Source organism: Arthrobacter horti (assembly GCF_030731045.1).
Taxonomy (GTDB): Bacteria; Actinomycetota; Actinomycetes; order Actinomycetales; family Micrococcaceae; genus Arthrobacter_E; species Arthrobacter_E nanjingensis.
On the sequence record NZ_JAVALS010000003.1, the window covers coordinates 142,509 to 163,515 of the forward strand.

Consider the following 21,007-nt stretch of genomic DNA (forward strand, 5'->3'; position numbering starts at 1 on the left):
CACAATGTTAGTCCATCCGTGCCCTGAAGCCTATTCGGGGAGGTTCAAGCCCCGCCAGGGCACGCGCCCGCCTTGTGGACAACGCGGTCCCCGGCTTCAGCCGACAGCAACCCGCCCTGTAGTGGAATTCCAGGTCAGTGAGCCGTTCTGGAAATTCTCCCTGCGCCCTACCGGGACGGAGAATTCATCCGAGGCGGGGTACCCGAGCCGGCTGCGCTCCCACCCCATCGCGGCCCACGTGGCCCGGATCGCACCGAGCACCGAGTGCGCCCCGGTCCGCGGGGTCCAGTAGATCGACGCCGCCTTGGAGAAATGGTTGTAACGGCCGATACCGTCCGGGGTGCCCAGCTCATCCGTGGTCGGGTAGCCCAGCGGCCCGCTCTCCCACCCGGAGGCCGCCCATTCGGCTCTGATCCCGCCTCGTACAGAATGCGCACCCGTCGCCGGGGTCCAGTAGATCGACCCCGCCTTGGAGAAATGGTTGTACCGCCCAACCCCATCCGCCGTGCCCAGCTCGTCCGTGACGGGGTAACCCAAGGGTCCCTGTTCCCGGCCGCTTGCGCTCCAAGCGGCCCGGATGGCGCCCTGCACCGAGTGCGCGCCCGTCGTCCGGGTCCAGTAGATCGACGAGCCGCCGGTCCCGTTGAAGTGGTTGTAACGGCCGATGCCGTCCGGGGTGGCGAGCTCATCCGTGACCGGGAAACCGAGGAAGCCGCTGGGCCCGCCGGCGGCGGCGTAGCGGGTGTAGATGGCCCCGTTCACTTCGTGGGCCCCGGTGGTGGGAGACCAGCAGATGATGCCCCTGGTGTAGTCCTGGCAGGTGCCTGGTCCGACCACGTATTCGGCCGAAACGACCTGACCCAGCGGTGAAGACGCGGTTCCGGCACCGATCTTCTGAGCATAGGCGGCCACGGGATCGTTGACCCCGTACCCGGTGAGCATGACCTCCTGGGCACCGGAGCCGTCGTCGGCCGTGATCAGGTAGTAACTCGTCGCGGAGCCGGCCTGGCCCACCGCCGTCGGGGCGAATGTCACGCTCTGGAACACCGAGTCGCCGGGCGGGATGGTCAGGCCCTCCGAGACGGGTGTCGTCGTGGAGAACACGCCCAACGGGGCCTTCGCCTTCGTGATCGTCATCGGGATGTTGCCCGTGTTCTGGATCTGGAACGAGCTCGTCGACGACGCTCCGACCGGCACATTGCCGAAATCAAGGGACGCGGGCACCGTCAGGTGCGCCGCCCCGGAGATGGCCGTCGCGGTGATCGGCACGGTGACTCCCCCGAGGCTGCTGCCCACCGTGAGGGCATCGCTGAGCGACCCGGCCGCCGTCGGCGTGAACCTGATCGACACGGGAACCGAAGCGAGCGGCTGGATGGTCGCCCCCACCGAGGGGACTGTTGCCGGGTCCACCGCGAGTGCCGGATCCGACGGCAGCGTGACCCCGGTGATCGTCACGGCCGTCGTGCCCGTGTTGACGATGTTCACGGTCTTGCTGCTGGCCGAGCCGGTCGGAACAGCTGTGAACGTCACGGCGGACGGCGTCGCACCGAGGCCGTCCTTCGTGCCGGTCCCGTGTACGCCGAGCAGGTCCGTCTCGCCGTCCGCGGTCTTCACCGTCAAGGTGCCGTCCGATTCCCCGGTCGCGGTGGGGGAGAAGGTCACGGGGACGGCCAGGCTCGCGCCGGTGGCAAGCGTCTGGGGGAAGGTGGCTGAGGCGCCGATGCCGAACGGGGCGGCCGAGGTGATCGAGTTGACGGTCACTGCCCGGGTCGCGGTGACGGTCAGCGTCGTGGTCCCGCTCGCCCCGACCGCCACCTGGCCCAGATCGCCACTTGCCGTCCCGACCGCCGCCGTCGTCGGGGAGCCGAAGGCGAGGACGTGCCCGTCCCGGGTCCCCACATAGACCATGCCCGCATTCGTGGCGACCGAAACGAACTTCGCGGCAGTGCCGATCGGAGCACTGAACACCTGCTCCAGCGTGCCCGTGCCGTCCGGGATCGCCCGGTACGCCCGCAGCTGCCCGTTCGCACCGGTCACGTTGTCGGTGTAGACGACCCACACGAGCGCCGTGGACGGGTCCGTGCCGGAAGACGTCACGATCGGCGACCCGGAACTGAACCCGAACGTTCCTCCGGACGTTCCCACCGAGGACAGCTTCACCCCGCCCGTGCTCGTGGGTGTGAGCTCGAACGCCCGCAAGTATCCCGCGTTCTCCACCTGGTACACATACCCGCCCTGAGGCGTCCCCAGAAACGCGGGCCTTCCCCACACCCCGTTGAAGGGTCCGGCCGTGTCCAGGACGGCGTCCGTCCCGCCCGGCCCCTGCGCCATGCCGCCCAGGGCGTCCCGGTCGAGCAGATAGACGTGACCGTCCTTCCCACTCTGCACCAGCAGATGGGGGTGTGCAGTGGTGCCGTAACCGTCCGGCACGGCCATCGGGCCGCCCGCACCGAGATCCGCATCATTCTGGTTGAGTTTCACATTGGCCGCGGGGCTGAAGAAGTCCTGTGCCGTGAGATTGCCGTCCGCTCCCAGCTGCAGCCGCACCACGGACTCCGCCAGTGTGGACGGCGGAGAAGTCCCCGGCCCCGGCGGAGGGGCGATGCCGTTGCCGGTGGCGAACAGGATCCGTCCCGGGCCGTCGGACACCAGCCCGCCCCCGGACTGCCAGATGCCGCCCTCGGCGTTGCTCACGCCGGTCTCAGTGGCCCACATGGTCGTCTGCCGTCCGGCGGTCGAGACGCCGACCACGTATCCGACGAACGGCGCGGTATCGCAGTGGCTTGCGAATCCGGCGTACACCACCCCGCCCATCAGCAGCAGACCGGGCCGCTGCATGGCCGTCATCGCATTGAACGGATGCGTGGGGTCGTTCGACGGCGCGCCGCCGATCAGCACCGGGAACCCGGCGCGCTCGGCACCGGTGGTGACATCGAGCGAGTGCATGTACCAGTGCGGCAGCTGCGCGCTCGCGCCGTCGTTCGTCTTCGCCGTGAAGAACACACTGTTCGTGGCAGGGTCAAAGACCGGAGTGGCGGTGATGCCCACATTCGGCGCAAGATCGGCGCAGCTCACCGTGGCCGAAGGCCACGCCGGGCCCACGGTCCGCGTCCACTGCACCGCCCCCGTCCCGGCATCGAGCCCGTAGACGGCGTTGTTCTCCGTGGCCACGACCACCGTGTTCCCCACCACGAGCGGCTGGGCGTACACCTGACCGTCCACGGCGGCGGAGAACAGCGCGCCGAAGCCGGTTGAGGCGACCGCGGCCGGGGACAGCGCGCTCTCGGAGCTGTCCCACCCCGTCCGCATGGTGTCCGAGTCGACCGTGACGACGTCGGCCGAGACCGCCGGCCCGGCCATCAGCGCAACTCCGGCCAGGGCAACGGTCAGCAACGCGGCGACGGCACTGCGACGCGCGTACCCCCTCCTCAGCCGGGCGCCGGACGAGCCGCCGACCCGTGGAATTCCCTTGGTCTCCATGAGCAGATCCCCCTGCTCTCACCACCGACGGCCTGCTGCCTGCGGCGGTGATAGCTGGAGCGTACAAACCAAGACCCCTGTGACGCACGCGTAGTCCCTACCCGTTTTTTCCACACACTGCTTTTTCCACACACTGCACGGTCCCCGGGGAACACACCTCCGCGCCGGTGCTGCGCCGTTACGCTGAGTTCATGACCGCCACCAGGACCATCCACCGGGCCCGCCTCCGCATCGTCATCATGGCCGCATTCGGCCTCGCCGCAGGGCTCATCACCCTCGCCACCGGGCACCCGCTGGAGGCGCCGGCGGCCGGCTGGGCGGCCGCCGCGGCGTCGTACGTCGCTTGGGTGGTGAGCCGGACGGTGAAGCTCGACGGCGCGGGCACCCGCGAGCACGCCACGATCGAGGACCCGTCACGGCCGGTGGGTGAGGTATTGGTCCTGACCGCCAATGTGGCCTCCATGATCGCCGTCGCGGTCCTGATCATCTCCTCGCACCAGAACACCGACCAGGTTCAGCGGCTCGTGGACGCCGCGCTCGGATTCGTGACGGTGGCGCTGTCCTGGATGCTGATCCACACCCTCTTCACGCTCCGCTACGCCGAGCTGTACTACAACGGGGAGAAGGAGGGCGGGATCGGCTTCAACAACCCCGATGAACTGCCCTGCTACACGGATTTCGCCTATATGGCCACGAGCATCGGCATGACCTACCAGGTCTCGGACAACACCATCGAAACCAGCCTGATCCGCCGCCAGGCACTGCGTCATGCACTGCTGTCCTACCTGTTCGGGACGCTGGTCCTGGCCACCACGATCAACCTGGTGGTCAGCATGGCGCAGTGACGCCGCCTCAACGGACGGAGCCCCTCACCGCCACGGTGAGGGGCTCCGTCCGTTTTGAAGGACCGTCAGGGCGCGGAGTCGACGATCGTGGTCTTCAGTGAGATCGAACTGATGACGGTCCCCGCCGGAGCCTCCGGGTAGTCCTTGAGAAGGACCTCCCTTTCACCGAGCATCCGGCCAGTGGACGGATCCACGATGATGTCCTGCCGGTGGATTCCATCCGGAAGAGTCACTCCGATCGCCACCCCGGTCTGGCCATCCAGAGTGGCCTGCCGGTCGGAGATCTCCGCTCCCGGGATGAGTGCCACAGCCCGGTACAGCGCTGCCCTGAGATCCGCCGGGACCAGCCCCGTCCGCAGCGTGTCCACGACCGTCACCAGCGCCTCACGGTCCGGTGACTTACCGGCCCCCTTCGTGCGCTCTTCGATCAGTTTCAGGAGCGCCTTGGGATCACGCGGGATGGATGCCTGATCCTTCAGGGGGATTCCGTTGATCAGCGTCTGTCCGCCACCGTTGAAGAACTTGCCTCCAGCAGCCCGCTCGACGAAGTTGAACGTAGTGCTGCCCGGGTGCCTGCGTTCGGCTTCGTCATAGGCCTCCTTCGCTTCCTTACTGGGGAATGACGTCGGACCCGCGCCCTTCCGTTCCCACGTCCAGATCCCATCCTGGTTCTGGGGGATGTAGAACGTGTTGGTCGTCATGGTGGGCACGAGGACCTGGGATTCAGGAGTATTTCCGAGCCCCATCTGCGAACGGTCGATCTGCTCGATCTTCAAGTACTGCCCGGGGGTCAGCACCGGGTCCGAGGATCCGATCGAGGCGGCGGCCTCGTTCAACACGGCAGCGGCCTCCGCTGACGCCGTCAGCTGTGCCGGCCGGAAGGCCTCCACCGCGACGACGCCGGCCACGGCCACGCCCGCTGCCACAGCACCGAGGAGGAAACGACGGCGAATGGTCCGGTTCCGTTCGGTCCGCCACCGGACCTTCGTGGCGGTCTGGGCGCCAAGGGCCCGCACCAGCTTCTCGCGGCTTTCGGCCAGGGCCGCGGGGGAGACGGTTCCGGCCTCGCGCCGGAATTCACGGAGCAGTTGCAAATCGTCCACGGTCGTTCTCCGTTTCTTCCTCAAGGGTGGAAAGGCTGAGCTTGTTCTTCAGGATCTTCCGGGCGCGGTTCAGCCGGGAGCGCACGGTTCCGATGGGCACGTTCATCGCCTGGGCGATGTCCTCGTAACTGAGGTCAGCCCACGCGTAGAGCAGCAGGGTGTCCCGGTCCACGCTCGCCATGCCCCGCAAGGTTCGCGCGATCTTTCCCGTGGCCGCGAAGGCGTCCACCCGCGCGGTGACGAGATCGGCGTCGTCGTCCACCGTTTCCGGCGCCGCCGCGCGCGCCGCGGCCTTGAGGATCTTCGCCTCCGCCCGGTGGTGCTTCTTCAGCAGATTGGTGGCGATGCCCAGGAGCCACGGTCTGGCGTCCGGCCGTCTCACGTCGTAGGAGTCGAGCCGTTCGAAGGCCACCAGGAACGTCTCCGAGGTGACGTCCTCCGCGGCGGATTGCCCCGCTCGCCGGGCCACATAGCGGTGGACGACGGCGGCGTGGCGGTCGTAGAGTTCCGCGAACGCCGCGGGTCTGTCCCGGGCTCTGAGAATGATCTCGCTGTCTGTGCTCACACCTTGTATTGCTCTCTCCCCCCATGAGAGTTCACGGCATTCTTAAAACACCGTGGCCCTCACCGTACGCGGTGAGGGCCACAGGCCGTGAAATGACGGTTCAGGTCGTCTCAGACGGCTGTGCGGAAGAACAACTCGGCCACCACGGCCAGGCGGTACGGGTCCTCCACGCCGCACAGCTCGCGCGCCGAGTGCATCGACAGCAGCGGGACGCCGACGTCCACGGTCCGGATGCCCAGTCGCGTGGCGGTCAGGGGGCCGATGGTGGAGCCGCACGGGACGTCGTTGTTGGAGACGAATTCCTGGTAGGGGACACCCGCCTCGCCGCACAGCCGCGCCCAGAACGCCGCACCCTGCGCGTCCGTGGCGTAGCGCTGGTTGGCGTTGATCTTCAGCAGCGGGCCGCCGTTCAGCAGCGGCTTGTTCACCGGGTCGTGGCGTTCGGGGTAGTTGGGGTGGACCGCGTGGCCGGCATCGGCCGAGACGCAGAACGACGCCGCCATCGCCTGCCGCCGCTGGCTCGCCGAAGCCCCCAGGCCGTCGGAGATCCGGGCCAGGATGTCCTCCAGGAACGGCCCGCACGCCCCGGAACGGGACCCGGAACCGAGCTCCTCGTGGTCGAACGCCGCCAGCACGGCCACCGGCCCGCCGGCCGGAGCACCCGCCTCGGCATGCGCGATGAGCGCCACCAGGCCGGCATGCGTGGCCGACAGATTGTCCAGCCGCCCGGACGCGAAGAACTCACCCTTCGCCCCGAACACCGCAGGCGCCTGCGAATCCGCCACCACGACGTCGTACCCGCCGATCTGCTCCGGAGCCACCCCACCGCCCGGCACGGCCGCCGCGAGCACCGCCAGCAGGTCCTCCTGCTCCGGATCACCCAGGCCGAACACCGGGTTCATGTGGTGCTGCTTGTCCAGCTTCAGCCCGTCGTTCACACCGCGGTCCAGGTGGATGGCCAGCTGCGGGAAGCGCAGCACGGGACCGGTGGCGGTCAGGTGCTCGGAGCCGTCCCGCAGCACCAGCCGTCCAGCCAGGCGCAGCTCGCGGTCCAGCCAGGAGTTCAGCAGCGGCCCGCCGTACACCTCCACCCCGGCCTGCAGCCAGCCGAATCGCCCCGTGGTGGGGCGCGGCTTCAGCTTGAACGACGGCGAGTCCGTGTGCGCGCCGAGGACGTTGAACGGAGTGGTCGCCCCGGCTCCCTCCGGCGTCACCCAGGCGATCAGCGCGCCGTCGCGGATCACGAAGAAAGCGCCCGCGCCGCCCACCCACGGCTGCCGCTCATCGAGCGCGGTGAATCCTGCCGCCTCGAGGCGGCGGGCGCCTTCATGGACGGCGTGATAGCTCGACGGCGAGGCGCTCACGTAGGCGCCCAGGTCCTGGATGTGTTCGGAAGCGGTGGCTGTGGAAGACATGCTTCAAGGCTAGTACGCGGCGCGGAGGCTGTGGCCCGGCACACACGCCGGGGTCCGGACCCGCTTAGGCTGAACTCCATGACCTCCATAACCCTTGTCCCGCCGACCGCCGGCCTTCACGACTCCTGGCTCGCCAGCTGGGACGAATGGGGGACCCTGGACCAGGACGGCGCCAGCGCCTTCCTGGCGGAGAAGCTCGGCCTGGATCTCCGTAAGCCGGAGGACTTCGCCGAGTGGGTCCGCGTCCTGGTGGACATGGGCCGGCCCGGCGCCACCCCGCCGGAGGGCATGGCCCCGCAGAGCACCCTCTGGGTGGTGGAGGACGGGGAGTACCTGGGCGCCGTCGGCCTCCGGCATGTTCTCAGCAATGAATACCTCGCCGAGGCCGGTGGGCACATCGGCTACGGGATCAGGCCCAGCGCGCGCCGCCGGGGGCTGGCCACCCTCGCCCTGCAGGCCTCCCTCCAGCAGGCCCGTGACCTGGGACTGGACCGTGTCCTGGTGACCTGCCGGGACTCCAACACCGGCTCCGTGCGGACCATCGAAGGCGCCGGGGGCGTGCTGGAGGAGGTCCGGCCGGTGGAGCGGTACCCCGCGTCGTTCGGTCTGACCGAGCCGATGCGCCGCTACTGGATCGAGCTCTGAAGGCGGCGGCTCAGTAGTCCGGGTTGCTCGGGACCACCAGGCCCGTCTCGTAGGCGTACACCACGGCCTGGACCCGGTCCCGCAGATGGAGCTTGGCCAGGATGCGACGCACATGGGTCTTCACCGTGGCCTCGGACAGGAAGAACTTCAGCGCGATCTCGCCGTTCGTCAGTCCCTCCGCCATCGCCAGGAGCACCTCGGTCTCGCGCGGCGTGAGCTCCTCCAGCATGGGGTCCCGCGGCGCAGCCTGCCCGTCGCCCCGCCCCCGGTGCGTACCCCGGACGTAGGTCTCCAGCAGCCGCTGGGTCACGCGCGGAGCCACGACGGCGTCGCCGCTGGCCACCACGTGCACGGCGTGGATGAGCTCCTCTGGGGCCACGTCCTTGAGCAGGAACGCGGAGGCACCGGCCTGAAGCCCTGCGAAGGCGTACTCGTCCAGATCGAAGGTGGTCAGGATGATGACCTTCGTCTCCGGATGCGCCGCGGCGATCAGACGCGTGGCCTCGATACCGTCCATCCCGGGCATCCTGACGTCCATGAGGACCACGTGCGGCTTCAGCGCGGCCACCTGGCGTACCGCCTCGGCGCCGCCGGAGGCCTCGCCCACCACATGAAGGCTCTCATCCCCTTCCAGCACCAGACGGAACCCCACCCGCAGGAGCGGCTGGTCATCCACCAGGAGCAGCCTGACCGGGGTGGGGTGCTGCGGGTCCGTATCCCGTGCAGTGGTGTCAGGCATTCCTGTGTCCCGTCTGGTCGTAGTGCAGGTCCGCGGCCACGCGCCAGCCGCCACCAGCCAGCGGCGCGGCCGTCACAGTGCCACCGTACATGGCGGCCCGGGCGCGCATCCCGGGGATGCCCTGACCGCTGCCCTGCGGCCCCGCGCCGGGTGCACCGGCACCCGCCGCACCGGGCAGCGGAACGGAGCCGACGCCGTCGTTGATCACCTTAAGGCTCACCAGCCCCGGCGTGTGGTCCACGAACACCTCCACCCGGGAGAGCGAGCGGCCGTAGCGCAGGACGTTCGTGAGGGACTCCTGCAGGATCCGGTACATGGAGAGCCGGAGTGTGGTGTCCTCCGGCAGCATCGGGCCGGTGTAGGTGAAGCTGAGGGGCAACCCGGCGGTGCGGAACCCGGCCACCATCCGTTCGAGTTCCTCCTGGCTGTCCAGCGGGGCACGCGGCGCCGCGCCGCCCTCCTCCCGCAGAACGCCCAGCACGCGGCGTGTGTCTGCCAGTGCGGCCCGCCCGGTCCGGGAAAGCTCCTCGAGCACCCGGCCGGCCCGCTCCGGATCCTTGGTCAGGACCGTCCGCGCCCCGTCCGCCAGGGACACCATCACGGTCAGGGAATGCGCCACGACGTCGTGCATCTCCCGGGCGATCCGGCTCCGTTCCGCTGACCTTCCCCATTGGGTGGACTGTTCCGCCCACGCGGCCAGCGCCGCCTCGTAGCGGCGGCGCTGGCGCACCGAGATGCCGAAGCCGACCGCGATGACACAGCTGAGGTACGTGGTGAGGATGACGGAGAGCCGGAAGGACACCTCATTCGGCATGGCGCTGCTGCTGAAGACCTCCGCATACGCCTGCGCGGTCACGCCGAACACGTACCGGAACACCAGCGGGAGCGGGCCCAGCACCAGGGCGGCCACGGACACCCGTCGCCGCTGTGTGGAACCCACCGCGTACAGGGCGAACCACAGCCCGGCCACCAGGTTGTTCGCCCAGAGATAGGCGAAGGACAGGGCCAGTTCCAGCACCGCCACCGAGGCGAACACGAGCAGCGGCGCGCGGCGCCGGAACATCAGGGCCGCACAGATGCCGGCGACGGCGGCCAGGGCCGCCCAATTGCCGGCCCCGGCCTGGGAGATGACGGTGCCGAGGGAGAGCAGCAGGTAGCAAAGGACCACCACCACGTCCATGAGGCGGGGATGGGTCGCGAAGTAGCGGCGCACCCTGCCGCGGTGCCGGGCGTTGATTTCCGCCAGTGAAAGCGGCGCGGGCGCCGTCCCCTGAGGGGACGGCGCCGCCGTGGGATCCTTCGGGTTCACCGTCTCAGACGTCCCGCTTCTTCAGGACGATGAGGGCGGGGACGGCCAGGAGCAGCACCCAGCCGAGCAGCACCAGGCCACCGATCCACGGGTCCAGCATGCCGTCCACGTGGCCGATCGCCAGGAAGCGGCCGCCGGCCGAACCGGGGAAGTAGTCCGGGACGTACTTCCAGAAGTCACCGGGGATGAGCTTGATGAAGCCGCCGGCGAAGTCCAGCACGAACATCAGGGCGATCAGGACCGTGACGCCGCCGGCGGAGCTCTTCAGGAGTGCCGCCAGGGACAGGCCCATGATGGCCACTGCCGCCACGAAGAGGCCGCCGGTGAAGACACCCTGGAGGACACCGCCCGTATTCCAGCTGAGGTTGAACTCGGGCATGTCGGAGAAGATCGCCAAGGTGATCAGGAAGGTGATGGCGCCAGTGACCGTGGCCAGGACATAGCCGATCACGGCCAGGATGAGCGCCTTGGCCCCGAACACCGGCAGGCGGGTGGGGGTGGCGGACATGGTGGAACGGATCATTCCCGTGGCGTACTCGCTGGACAGGAAGAGCACGGCCAGGGAGCCGAGCACCAGCACGGCGATCTGGAGGCCTGCGTTCGGCATGTTGTACAGCTCGATCCCGGAACCGGGGGGCACGGTCGCTTCGAGCTGGGCTCCGGTGGGCGTGGCGCCGTGTTTGGTGGCCTGCTCCAGCACCTGCTGGAAGATGGTGTGCCGGACCCAGGCGGTCAGGGCGCCGACGCCCACGGCCGCGACGGCGGTGCACACCAGGAGCCAGAGGGTGGAGCGGAGGCTCCAGAATTTGATCCATTCGCTGCGCAGCAGGCCCACGAAGCTCCAGTGTCCGGTCTCCGCCGCCCGGCGGGATGCGGCGGCATGTGCCGGGTTCACAGTCTGAGTGCTCATGTGTCAGTCCCCCTTAGTTCTTGTAGTTCTGCGGCTGACCGGGCATCCCCGTGGCCTGGCTGTGGGTGGCGGTGGCCATGGAGAAGTCCGATTGGTACTCGGCGGCACCGCGCGTCAATTCGAAGTAGGCCTGCTCCAGGGAGGCCTCCTGAGGCGTCAGTTCGTACAGCAGGATCTGGCGTTCCAGGGCGATCTGAGCGATCGACCTGGTGTCCAGACCGGCCACCTCGAGCGTCTCGTGCGCGGATTGGGTGACGGAGACGCCGGGCGCCGCGAGGGCTGCCGCGAGCTCAGCCGATTGAGGCGTCCTGACCAGGGCCTTCTTCTGCTGGACGCTCGCAATGAGGTTCTGGACGGACATGTCCGCGATGAGCTGTCCCCGGCCGATCACCAGCAGGTGGTCCGCGGTCTGGGCCATCTCGCTCATGAGGTGGGAGGACAGGAACACGGTCTTGCCCTGGCCCGCAAGGTAGCGGACCAGATTGCGCACCCACAGCACACCTTCCGGGTCCAGGCCGTTGACCGGTTCGTCCAGGATGAGGGTCTGGGGGTCGCCCAGGAGCGCGTTGGCGATGCCGAGCCGCTGGCCCATGCCGAGGGAGAACCCGCCGGCCCTCTTCTTGGCCACCTCGGTCAGTCCGGTCATGGCCATGACTTCGTGGACGCGGGAGACCGGGATGTCATGGGTGGCGGCGATGGCGCGCAGGTGGTTGTAGGCGCTGCGCCCGGTGTGCACGGCCTTGGCGTCCAGGAGGGCGCCCACCTCCCGCAGCGGCGCCTTGTGCTGGGCGAACGGCTTGCCGTTGACGGTCACGTGGCCGGCACTGGGCCGGTCCAGACCCATGATCATGCGCATCGTGGTGGACTTGCCGGCGCCGTTGGGACCCAGGAAGCCGGTGACCCGGCCGGGCTGGACGGTGAAGCTGATGCCGTCGACTGCGGTCTTGGGTCCGTAGTGCTTGCGCAGGCCTTCTGCCTGGATCATGCCTGGTCCTCGCTTGTCGGTGAGTGCGGTCAGGGTCGGCCTCCGCGAGGGACGCCCGGCGTACGCCGTACTTCCAGGCTAGTCAGGGGGCCACGCGGACACCTCTGTCCGGCGGATGATTCACCGACGACGGCGGTACGCCCTCAGACGGACTCCTCACCTCTGGAGGGCGTACGTTCCACGGCGAGCGGGCGCGCGGCGCCTGCCAGGACGGCGGCCAGCACGATCGGGACGCCGATGAAGAGGAGCGCGTTGCGGACCCCGAGATGATCCGCCAGGAAGCCGAGGACCGGGGGACCGGCCAGGAAGGCGATGTACCCCACCGTGGACACCACGGACACGCGCGACGCGGCCCGCCGGGGGTCGTCCGCCGCGGCGGACATGCCCATGGGGAAGGTCAGGGCCACCCCCGCACCCCAGAGCACGGCGCCCAGCACGGCACTCCAGAGCTCCGGGCTCCAGCAGAAGAGCAGGAGTCCCACGGCGGCGGCCACCATGCTGGCACGGAGCGCCACCACCCGTCCGAAACGGTCGATGAGCCGCGCCCCGAGCACCCGGAAGGCGGTCATACCGCCCACGAACACGGCGAACACCAGGGCGCCGGTGGATTCCGTCTGGCGCAGCCCGTCCACCACCCCCTTGGCGATCCAGTCGTTGCCGGCGCCCTCGCTCAGGGTCGCCCCCATGACCACGACGCCGATCAGCAGCGTCCGCAGTTCCTTCCAGGCGAAGAGCCCGTCGCCTGCGGGCTTCCCGTGTTCCGGCTCCGGCTCATGCGGGAGGAAGTACCGCGGGGCGACGGCACTCATCACCAGGACCAGGACGGCGATCCCGGCCATGTGCGCAGGGAGCGGCACGCCGGCGGCGGACAGGCCGGCACCCAGCAGGGCGCCCAGGAAGGCCCCGCCGCTGAACGCCGCGTGGAACTGCGGCATGATCGTGCGCCCCAGCCGGTGTTCGACGTCGGCCCCTTCGATGTTCTGGGCGACGTCCCAGAGCCCGATCCCCATTCCGGTGAACACCAGGCTGACCCCGGTGACCGGCACGGAGTGGAAGGCCAGGCCCACGGCGATGCCGCTGACCGCCAGGGCGGCGATGAGGCCGGCCAGACGGATGGTTCCCGGGACGCCGATGCGGTTCACGCACCAGCCGGCGCTGGGGAGCGCGGTGAGCGAACCCACGGCCATGCAGAGCAGCAGTCCGCCGATCTCGCCGGGGGAGAGGCCGAGCGTGGCGGCGACGGCCGGGATGCGGGAGGCCCAGCTGGCGAAGACCAGGCCGTTGATGCCGAAGACCACGAACGTCGCGGTGGTGGCGGAGCGCAGGATCGTGTTCATGGCCGGGCCGCAGGGCCGTGGCGGTGGCCTGATCGCCTCGCCGTGCCGGCCGTCCGGGAGGAAGGCGCCCGGCGGGCGCGGAGCACAAAGGCACGGTCCGGACCGCCGTCGAAGACACCTCCCTGGGGGTCGTCGGCGCCGCCGGCGCGCACGATGTCGCCGTCGGGGCTCAGCATGTCCCCGACGACTCGCACCATGAGGTAGAGGCCGACGCCGAGGTGCAGGAGGATCGCGCAGGCGTAGTACGGGTCGTCGATGGTGTGCTGCGGACCGGCACCACCGGTCACCGCGGCCAGATGCATCGACTGTGCGGCCCAGCGCAGGATCTCCGCGGCTTGCCAGAGCAGGAAGTCACGCCAGACTGGACGGGCCAGAGCCACGAGCGGCACCAGCCAGAGCACGGCCTGGGGCGGATACCCCGGAGCGCAGAGGACGGCCGCCATCACCAGCAGGAACAGCACCTGGGCCAGACGCGGTCTCCGGGGAGCGGTCAGCGTGACGCCTGCGATCACCAGAAGCAGCGCCAGGAAGGCGGCCAGGGTCCCCACCGTCACCTGCGTGGTGCCCAGCACGGGATGGCCGAGGCGTGCGGCGATCAGATTCCAGGCCTCCCAGATGGATGAGGCCCCTGCCCCACCCGGGATGACGGAGCCGACGACGGCGCGGAACGCGCCGGGGTTGACCACGGCCACCGGGGCGTTGACTGCCAGCAGCGTCACAACGGTGGCCGTCAGGGTGAACAGGAGCTCACGGAACCGCCCGCTGCGCACCGCGAGCAGCAGGAGCGCCACCGGCAGGAGCAGGGGGTAGAGCGCGAAGCCGGCGCCGAGGCCGATCCAGATCCCCGCCCACGCCGGACGGTGGCGGGCGAAGCAGAGCATGGCCACCGTCACGGCGAAGACGGCCCACAGGTCCCAGCCGAGGAAGGCGGAGGTGATGATGCCCGGTGCCAGAGCGACCATGGCCGCGTCCCAGGCCCGCCGTCGCGCCAGGCGTGCCACCAGGATGACGGTCCCCATCCAGAGCGCCACGATCAGGACCGCATTCAGATCGAAATAGCTCAGGGCCCGCTGGGCCGGGACTGCACCAGGGACGGCCCACGACGTCAGGGCCGCCACCAGCGACAGGAGCACGGGATGACCGAACGGCGCCCCCGGGGTGAACAAAGGAAGGGAACCGTGGGCGAACGCCGCCCCGGACAAGGCGGTGGGGATGCCGGAGGAGCAGGTGGCGTAGTAGGCGGCCGCAGCGTCCCAGCCGTTCAGGCGGCAGTATGAGGTGGCAGCCATCGCGATGAGCGCGGCCACCACCGTGAGGAGAATCAGGACCCGGTCCACCGTGAAGAACCCCGGGGTCACCACCCCGGGTGCGGTCCGGAAGCCCAGGCGTCCGCCCACCAGTTCCGTCCACCGGGAGAGGAGAGCGTCGCTGCGGGTGGGAACCACCAGCCGGGCCCGGGTCTTGTGTCGGTGCTGCTCCTCCATGACATGAGCCTACCGGCCGGGTCCTCCGTCGCAGGGGCCTGTTTCCGGCAGGACCAGGCCCCGGGTGTCTGCATTCACCCGGGGCCCGGCACGGACTCCGGTGCTTCCCCCGGCCGGCCGGCCGTGTGCGTCAGGGAAGCCGCGCAGGCCGCCGGAAACCGGCGGCGTCGTTTCACCGGATGGCGTTCATCAGGTGAAGCTGGACGAACACGTCGTCGCGGGTCTTCTCCAGGCTCCGGCCGCCGGATTCCTGGTTCTTCCGGCGACTCTGCTGCTGGAAGACGAGGACCTCGTTCGGGAACTGTTTCATGAGGGAACACCCCCTTTCGTGTGGTGGATCGTGGATCTCCGTTCCGTGAGGTCGGGAGACGTGGACGGCGCCTCTCTGACACGCTGTGTGTGTTCCATTGAGGCAGGCTTGGGGTCGCCAAAAGTCAGGATGATCACGATTTCCTCTGTTTTCGGGCGCGATGAATTACAGGAGGGAGATAAAGGTGAGAATTCTTTCTCCGGGCAGGGAGAATTCCATTCAAGGAATTCAGAAAGAATTCACCGGAACTGGGCGCGGATTCACGGGTGAGGACAAGTCGAACCCGGATGCGATCAGTGGGTGAGCCGCCAGTGGTGCGGCAAGGCCATCCTGGCCGAGGGAGACGTGTCCCACGGAAAACGTGGGACGAGGCGCAGTACTACGCTGCGCTACGACGCCAAGGCCGGGAGGCTGCCGCTCCACCGAACGCGTACACATCCGTGTTTGCTGCAGTGTTCTTGGTGATATTCATGTCGCAACCTCCTTTTCTCTTGACGTCTACAGGGACCAGCCCCGCGAAGGACCGCGCACAGCAATGCTGCGGGTCTGCATACAGGGCCCCATTACTGGGTGGGCTCCCTCTTACGAGGGAACGTTTAACAACGTACAGGATGTTTTCAGCAATCACCACCCCAGAACGGGTGATTTTACGAATTTTCTTGAGAATTTGTTTTCCAGGGACCGTTCAGAGGCCCCAGGACATCACCGCGGGAGTCCTTTTATCCCAGCCGAGGGTGCACACGCGCGCCGTGCCCAGCAGGAAATGCCGGCCTTCTCCGGGATCCAGATCGAGCCACCGCGCGGTGAGGATGCGGCAGAAGTGGCCGTGTGCCACCACCAGCACGTTTCCGGCACCGCCGGCACGCACCCGCTCCACGATCCTGTCCGCCCGCGCGGCCACCTCGCGGATCGTCTCGCCGTTCGGGACGCCGTCGTCCCAGATCAGATACGACGGGTTCTTGGCGCGTACATCCGCGGAGTCCACGCCCTCATAGTCCCCATAGTCCCATTCCATGGCGTCCGGCTCCCGTTCGGCACCGGGGAAGCCGGCCAGCTCGGCCGTCCGCCGCGCCCGCTGAAGCGGCGAGGTCAGCACCTGCCGGAACTGCACACCGCGCAGCACCTCACCGGCGCGCAATGCCTGCCGCTCGCCCTCCTCCGTCAGCGGGAGATCGGTGCGGCCCGTGTACTGCCCGCTGCGGGACCATTCGGTCTCGCCGTGGCGCAGGAGCCAGAGGTGCGGCAGATCGGCGTTCAGGGAGGAGTCCATGGCGGTCCTTCAGCTCTCAGGAGTCTTCGCGGCTCGGGTCGGCATCGTCGGTGTCAGGGCGTGCGTCGGCACCGTCACCGTGTGGGCCGGCCTCTTCCGCCCGGGATTCAGGCTGGTCCGCCCACCATGCCAGAAGCTCCGCCTCGGCACGCTCAGGGTCCAGGGGGCCGTGCTCCATGCGCAGCTCCAGGAGGTGCTTGTAAGCGCGGCCCACCACGGGAGAAGGCTTCAGGCCCAGCAGCTCCATGATCCTCTGCCCATCCAGATCGGGACGGACGGAGTCGAGGACCTCACGCTCCTGCAGCTCGGTCACCCGGCTCTCCAGATCGTCGTAGGCGAACGCCAGGCGCTCGGCCTTCCGGCGGTTCCGGGTGGTCACGTCAGAGCGCGTGAGACGGTGCAGGCGTTCCAGGAGGGGACCGGCGTCCGTGACATAGCGGCGTACCGCGGAGTCGGTCCAGCCAGCGTCCCCATAGCCGTAGAAACGCATGTGCAGTTCCACCAGCCGGGCCACGGCCTTGATGGTGTCGTTGTCGAAGCGCAAGGTCTTCATCCGCTTCGCCGCGAGCTTGGCGCCCACCACGTCGTGGTGACGGAAGCTGACGGCGCCGCCGTTTTCGAAACGCCGCGTCGACGGCTTGCCGATGTCGTGGAGGAGCGCCGCGAACCGCAGCACGAAGTCGGGACCCGGCACCGCGCCGTCGTCGCCCGTCTCCAGGGCGGCCGCCTGCTCCAGCACCTGCAGCGAGTGCTGGTAGACGTCCTTGTGGCGGTGGTGCTCGTCGGCCTCGAGGCGGAGCGCCGAGACCTCCGGCAGCATCCGGTCCGCCAGCCCGGTCTCCACCAGGAGGTCCACACCCACGCGGGGGCGCGCGCCGTTGATGAGTTTCACCAGCTCGTCCCGCACGCGTTCGGCGGAGATGATGGTGATCCGCTCCGCCATGTCCGTCATGGCGGCCAGCACGTCGGCGCTCACCCGAACGTCCAGCTGGGACGCGAAGCGGGCCGCGCGCATCATGCGCAGAGGATCGTCGGAGAAGGAGTCCTCGGCGCGCCCGGGGGTGGCCAGGATCCCGGCACGGAGGTCCTTCAGACCTCCGAAGGGGTCGACGAGCTGCAGGCCGGGCAGGCGCAGGGCCATGGCGTTGATGGTGAAGTCGCGGCGGAAGAGGTCGTCCTTCAGGGAGGTGCCGAACGCGACGGCGGGCTTCCGCGACTCGGGGTCATAGGACTCGGCCCGGTAGGTGGTGATCTCGATCTGGAACCCGGCCTTGCGCAGGCCGATGGTCCCGAACGCCTTGCCGATCTCCCAGTAGGTGTCCGCCCACGGCTTGATCACGGCCACCGTGCGGTCCGGGGTGGCATCCGTGGTGAAGTCCAGGTCCAGGGATTCGCGTCCCAGGAACAGATCCCGGACCGGGCCGCCCACCAGCGAAAGCTCGTGCCCGGCATCCTGGAAGAGCTGTCCCAGCTCCAGGATCACGGGGTCCAGTTCGAAGCCCACGGAGTCGGCCGGGCCGCCCTGAAATTCATTCGCCATAGTGACTCAAGCTTGTCACGTTTTCCCCTTCATCCCCCACCTCGCCCGCCGTCCGCCGCGGCCATGCCGAGCCGCCGCGACCGTGGGACACGTCCTCGCCTCCCCGGAATACTCGATAGAGTTATGGGCATGGCCAATCCAGTACCGAGCGCTCCGAACAGGCGGCCCAACGCGCCCCTGCCTTCGGCGATCGGTGCCCACGTTGCGCCTGCCACACAGAATTACCCGTCTTCCCTGCCCACGGTGGAGGAGGTCTCCGCCGGCGGCGTCGTGGTGGACACCACGTCCCCCGAGCTGCCGGTGGCCATCATCGCCCGCATCAACCGCGGCGGCCGGCTCGAGTGGTGCCTGCCCAAGGGCCACCCCGAGGGCCGGGAGAGCAACGAGGCTGCGGCGGTCCGGGAGATCGCCGAGGAGACCGGTATCGAGGGGGACATCCTCACCCCGCTCGGCAGCATCGACTACTGGTTCACGGTCAGCAGCCACCGCGTCCACAAGACCGTGCACCACTATCTCCTCCGCGCCACGGGCGGCGAGCTGACCATTGAGAACGATCCGGACCATGAGGCCGTGGACGTCGCCTGGGTCCCTCTGGCGGAGCTGGCGCGCCGGCTCTCCTTCCCCAACGAGCGGCGCATCGCGGACCTGGCCCGCGAGCTGCTTCCCGGCCATCTGGACGGCTGAACCGTCCCGCCCGAGGTGGCGCCGTCGTCGTTCCCCGCCCACCCGGCGGCCCGCCGTGACCTGGCCCGACGGCACACGCCTCAGCCGATCGCCAGGTGCGGAGTGAGACGATACTAGGGATGTCTTCCGCCAAGAACGCCCCCGGCGCAGCCCAGAACCCCACCCAGGCCCCTCCGGCCCCGAACCGGCCGGAGCCTGCAGCCAGGCCCGCGCCGAGCCGGGCCGGGGACACCCGCGCCAGCGCCCTCATGGCGGCCGGAACGCTGATCTCCCGCGTCCTGGGATTCGTGAAGTCCTGGCTCCTCATCCTGGCCATCGGCCTGGGGTCCAGCGTCACGGACACCTTCATCAACGCCAACAACCTGCCGAACATGGTGTTCGTGCTGGTGGCGGGCGGTGTGTTCAACGCGGTCCTGGTGCCGCAGATCATCAAGGCCAGCCGCGCCCCGGACCGCGGCGCGGACTATCTGAGCAGACTTCTGACCCTGGGCGTCATCGTCATGTTCGTGCTCACGGCCGTGGTCACGGTGCTCGCTCGTCCTCTGATCCAGCTGACCACCTCGGACTACGGCCCGGCGCAGCTGAACCTGGCCGTCGTCTTCGCGGTGTTCTGCCTCCCGCAGATCTTCTTCTACGGCCTGTACGCGCTGCTCACCCAGGTGCTCAACGCCCACGGGGCGTTTGCGCCCGCCATGTGGGCGCCGATCGTGAACAATGTGGTGGCCATCGGCGGCCTGGGCATGTTCATCGTCGTCTTCGGGTCCAGCCGGGTGCATCCGCACACGGTGGAGAACTGGGGTTCGGGGCAGACGATCCTGGTGGCGGGCTTCTCCACCCTGGGCGTGGCCGTGCAGACCGCGCTCCTGTTCCTGCCGGTCATGAAGCTCAAACTCGGCCTGCGGCCGCGCTTCGGCTGGCGCGGAGTGGGCCTGGGCCACGCCGCCCGGCTGAGCAGCTGGGCGCTCCTGACCACCGTGGTGAGCCAGCTGGCGTTCCTGTACGTCATGAAGGTCGCCACGATCCCGGGCGCCATGCGCGCGGAGGCGCCGGCGGACGCCGCGCCGATCGCCGGTAACGCGGTGCTGGAGATCGCCAGCCAGCTCTACTTCCTGCCGCACTCCATCGTGGCCCTCTCACTGGCCACTGTGATGTTCAACCGCATGGCGCAGGCGTCGCTGGACAACAACCTCCCTGCCCTGCGCTCAGCCCTGTCCAACGGACTCCGCACAGTGGCCGTGGCCATCGTCTTCAGCGCCATCGCGCTCCTGGTGCTCGCAGGTCCCATCGGCATGTTCTTCTCCGCCGGCAAGCCGCAGGACGGCGCACTGCTGGCGATCACGCTCTCGATCCTGGCCCTGACCAGCCCGTGCCTGAGCATCAACTTCATGATGACCAGGGTGTTCTATTCGCGGGAGGACGCGAAGACGCCGTTCCTGATCCAGGCCGCGCTGGCGGTGGTGAACGTGGTGGGCGCCCTCATCATCCAGTTCCTGCCGCCCGAGCACATCATCTACTCCATCGCGGTGCTCTACTCGATCGGCAACATCCTCTCCGTCCTCATCAGCGCCTTCTTCCTGCGCCGTTTCCTGGGCCATCTGGACGGTCCCCGGATCGTGAACTCGTACATCCGCATGGGGTACGCGGGCATCGGCTCGGCCCTGGTGGGCGGCCTGGTCCTCTGGCTGTTCGGCGGCTACCGCTCGGACGGATTCCTCTGGCACAACCAGTTCTCCGCGCTGCTGGCGATCATCGTGGCCGCACCCCTCATGCTCGCCGCCTACGTGGCGCTGCTGCGGGTCTTCCGTGTGGAGGAGCTACGGGATCTGCTGCGGCCGCTGCTGGCGCGCTTCATCCGGCCGGCCGCGGCGCCCGCCACCCAAGCCGCAGAAGGCACGACGGCGGGCGGCGCGGCGTCGCCCGCCACCGCACCGTCGCCTGCGGTGGCGTCCGTCCACACGCCGTCGAGCACCCCGCCGTCGGGCACCGCGCCACGGCGCCTGCGTGCCGGGACCCGGGAGGAGCAGGCCGCCACGGGTGCCCTGCCCGCCGTGTCGATGGACACCGGCGTGCTTCCGAGGATCTCCGGCGGATTCGACGCCGAGTCGTTCCGGGCCGTTCCAAGCGCCGAAGACGTGGGGGAGAGCGTCCCCTCCACGACCGCCGGCCATCCTGCCGCGCCGTACTACGGGGTGGAGCCCACCGCCGCCGCGGCGCCCGCCACCGGACTGCTGGGACGCTTCCGTTCCTGGCTCTGGGCGCCGTCCGCACCGCCGCGCATCGGCAGGCACAGTTACCAGGGGAAATCGGGGGAGAACCCCCACTTCCCGTCCGGTCTGCAATGAGGCGCCAGGTGGAAGCCGCCTCCGATAGGATCGGAATTCGAAAC

General features: G+C 69.0%; 16 protein-coding genes and 1 pseudogene. 4 read left to right on the forward strand and 13 right to left on the reverse strand.

The genetic code is table 11. From position 1 onward, the window contains the following. Positions 1 to 96: 96 nt before the first annotated feature. Positions 97 to 3,480 carry an Ig-like domain-containing protein gene (locus Q9R02_RS06730; protein WP_305995895.1) on the reverse strand — a complete coding sequence of 1,128 codons (3,384 nt, stop codon included), beginning with the start codon at positions 3,478 to 3,480 and terminating at the stop codon, positions 97 to 99. 191 nt (positions 3,481 to 3,671) lie between these two features. On the opposite strand from Q9R02_RS06730, the gene Q9R02_RS06735 reads away from it, so the two are divergent. Further along, positions 3,672 to 4,325: a DUF1345 domain-containing protein gene (locus tag Q9R02_RS06735; protein ID WP_305995896.1), complete on the forward strand. Its 654-nt coding sequence runs from the start codon at positions 3,672 to 3,674 to the stop codon at positions 4,323 to 4,325. Between the two features lie 65 nt (positions 4,326 to 4,390). Here Q9R02_RS06735 and Q9R02_RS06740 read toward each other — a convergent pair whose 3' ends face one another. The 3 genes from Q9R02_RS06740 to Q9R02_RS06750 all read right to left on the reverse strand — a co-directional run bounded on the left by Q9R02_RS06740 (position 4,391) and on the right by Q9R02_RS06750 (position 7,408). After that, positions 4,391 to 5,428, reverse strand: coding sequence for a CU044_5270 family protein (locus Q9R02_RS06740; protein ID WP_305995897.1), 1,038 nt, complete (start codon positions 5,426 to 5,428; stop codon positions 4,391 to 4,393). Further along, complete coding sequence (locus Q9R02_RS06745; RefSeq protein ID WP_305995898.1) at positions 5,403 to 5,993, reverse strand: RNA polymerase sigma factor; 591 nt, start codon at positions 5,991 to 5,993, stop codon at positions 5,403 to 5,405. The genes Q9R02_RS06740 and Q9R02_RS06745 overlap by 26 nt, the downstream gene beginning before the upstream one ends. 110 nt (positions 5,994 to 6,103) lie before the next feature. Further along, positions 6,104 to 7,408: a M18 family aminopeptidase gene (locus Q9R02_RS06750; RefSeq protein WP_305995899.1), complete on the reverse strand. Its 1,305-nt coding sequence runs from the start codon at positions 7,406 to 7,408 to the stop codon at positions 6,104 to 6,106. Positions 7,409 to 7,486: 78 nt separating this feature from the next. Here Q9R02_RS06750 and Q9R02_RS06755 point away from each other — a divergent pair, with 78 nt between their 5' ends. After that, positions 7,487 to 8,053: a GNAT family N-acetyltransferase gene (locus tag Q9R02_RS06755; protein ID WP_305995900.1), complete on the forward strand. Its 567-nt coding sequence runs from the start codon at positions 7,487 to 7,489 to the stop codon at positions 8,051 to 8,053. 10 nt (positions 8,054 to 8,063) lie between these two features. Here the strand turns inward: Q9R02_RS06755 and Q9R02_RS06760 are convergent, their stop codons facing one another. From Q9R02_RS06760 to Q9R02_RS06800, 9 genes and pseudogenes are all read right to left on the reverse strand, one after another. After that, positions 8,064 to 8,792 carry a response regulator gene (locus Q9R02_RS06760; protein WP_305995901.1) on the reverse strand — a complete coding sequence of 243 codons (729 nt, stop codon included), beginning with the start codon at positions 8,790 to 8,792 and terminating at the stop codon, positions 8,064 to 8,066. Then, on the reverse strand, positions 8,785 to 10,101 hold the full coding sequence (locus Q9R02_RS06765; RefSeq protein WP_305995902.1) for a sensor histidine kinase: 1,317 nt from the start codon (positions 10,099 to 10,101) through the stop codon (positions 8,785 to 8,787). Before Q9R02_RS06765 ends, Q9R02_RS06760 begins: the two co-directional genes overlap by 8 nt. Before the next feature lie 4 nt (positions 10,102 to 10,105). Beyond that, entirely contained in the window at positions 10,106 to 11,011 is a 906-nt protein-coding gene (locus Q9R02_RS06770; protein ID WP_305995903.1) for an ABC transporter permease, read from the reverse strand. A 13-nt stretch (positions 11,012 to 11,024) separates the two neighbouring features. Beyond that, complete coding sequence (locus Q9R02_RS06775) at positions 11,025 to 11,996, reverse strand: ABC transporter ATP-binding protein (RefSeq protein ID WP_305995904.1); 972 nt, start codon at positions 11,994 to 11,996, stop codon at positions 11,025 to 11,027. A gap of 143 nt (positions 11,997 to 12,139) precedes the next feature. Continuing rightward, entirely contained in the window at positions 12,140 to 13,675 is a 1,536-nt protein-coding gene (locus Q9R02_RS06780; protein WP_367575470.1) for an MFS transporter, read from the reverse strand. An 89-nt stretch (positions 13,676 to 13,764) separates the two neighbouring features. Next, positions 13,765 to 14,817 (reverse strand): annotated as a pseudogene (locus tag Q9R02_RS06785) (glycosyltransferase 87 family protein); the annotation flags it as partial. Positions 14,818 to 14,989: 172 nt separating this feature from the next. Further along, a complete protein-coding gene (locus Q9R02_RS06790) occupies positions 14,990 to 15,127 on the reverse strand; it encodes a hypothetical protein (RefSeq protein WP_305995907.1) in 138 nt (45 codons plus the stop codon). 685 nt (positions 15,128 to 15,812) lie between these two features. Beyond that, on the reverse strand, positions 15,813 to 16,397 hold the full coding sequence (locus Q9R02_RS06795; RefSeq protein ID WP_305995908.1) for a histidine phosphatase family protein: 585 nt from the start codon (positions 16,395 to 16,397) through the stop codon (positions 15,813 to 15,815). A 16-nt stretch (positions 16,398 to 16,413) separates the two neighbouring features. Continuing rightward, on the reverse strand, positions 16,414 to 17,937 hold the full coding sequence (locus tag Q9R02_RS06800) for a CCA tRNA nucleotidyltransferase (RefSeq protein ID WP_305995909.1): 1,524 nt from the start codon (positions 17,935 to 17,937) through the stop codon (positions 16,414 to 16,416). Between the two features lie 129 nt (positions 17,938 to 18,066). Between Q9R02_RS06800 and Q9R02_RS06805 the strand changes: the two genes are divergently transcribed. Together Q9R02_RS06805 and murJ are read left to right on the forward strand one after the other, a co-directional pair. Next, positions 18,067 to 18,621: an NUDIX hydrolase gene (locus Q9R02_RS06805; RefSeq protein WP_425279230.1), complete on the forward strand. Its 555-nt coding sequence runs from the start codon at positions 18,067 to 18,069 to the stop codon at positions 18,619 to 18,621. A 119-nt stretch (positions 18,622 to 18,740) separates the two neighbouring features. Continuing rightward, positions 18,741 to 20,963, forward strand: a complete 2,223-nt coding sequence (gene murJ, locus Q9R02_RS06810) for a murein biosynthesis integral membrane protein MurJ (RefSeq protein WP_425279229.1) — start codon at positions 18,741 to 18,743, stop codon at positions 20,961 to 20,963. Positions 20,964 to 21,007: the final 44 nt, after the last annotated feature.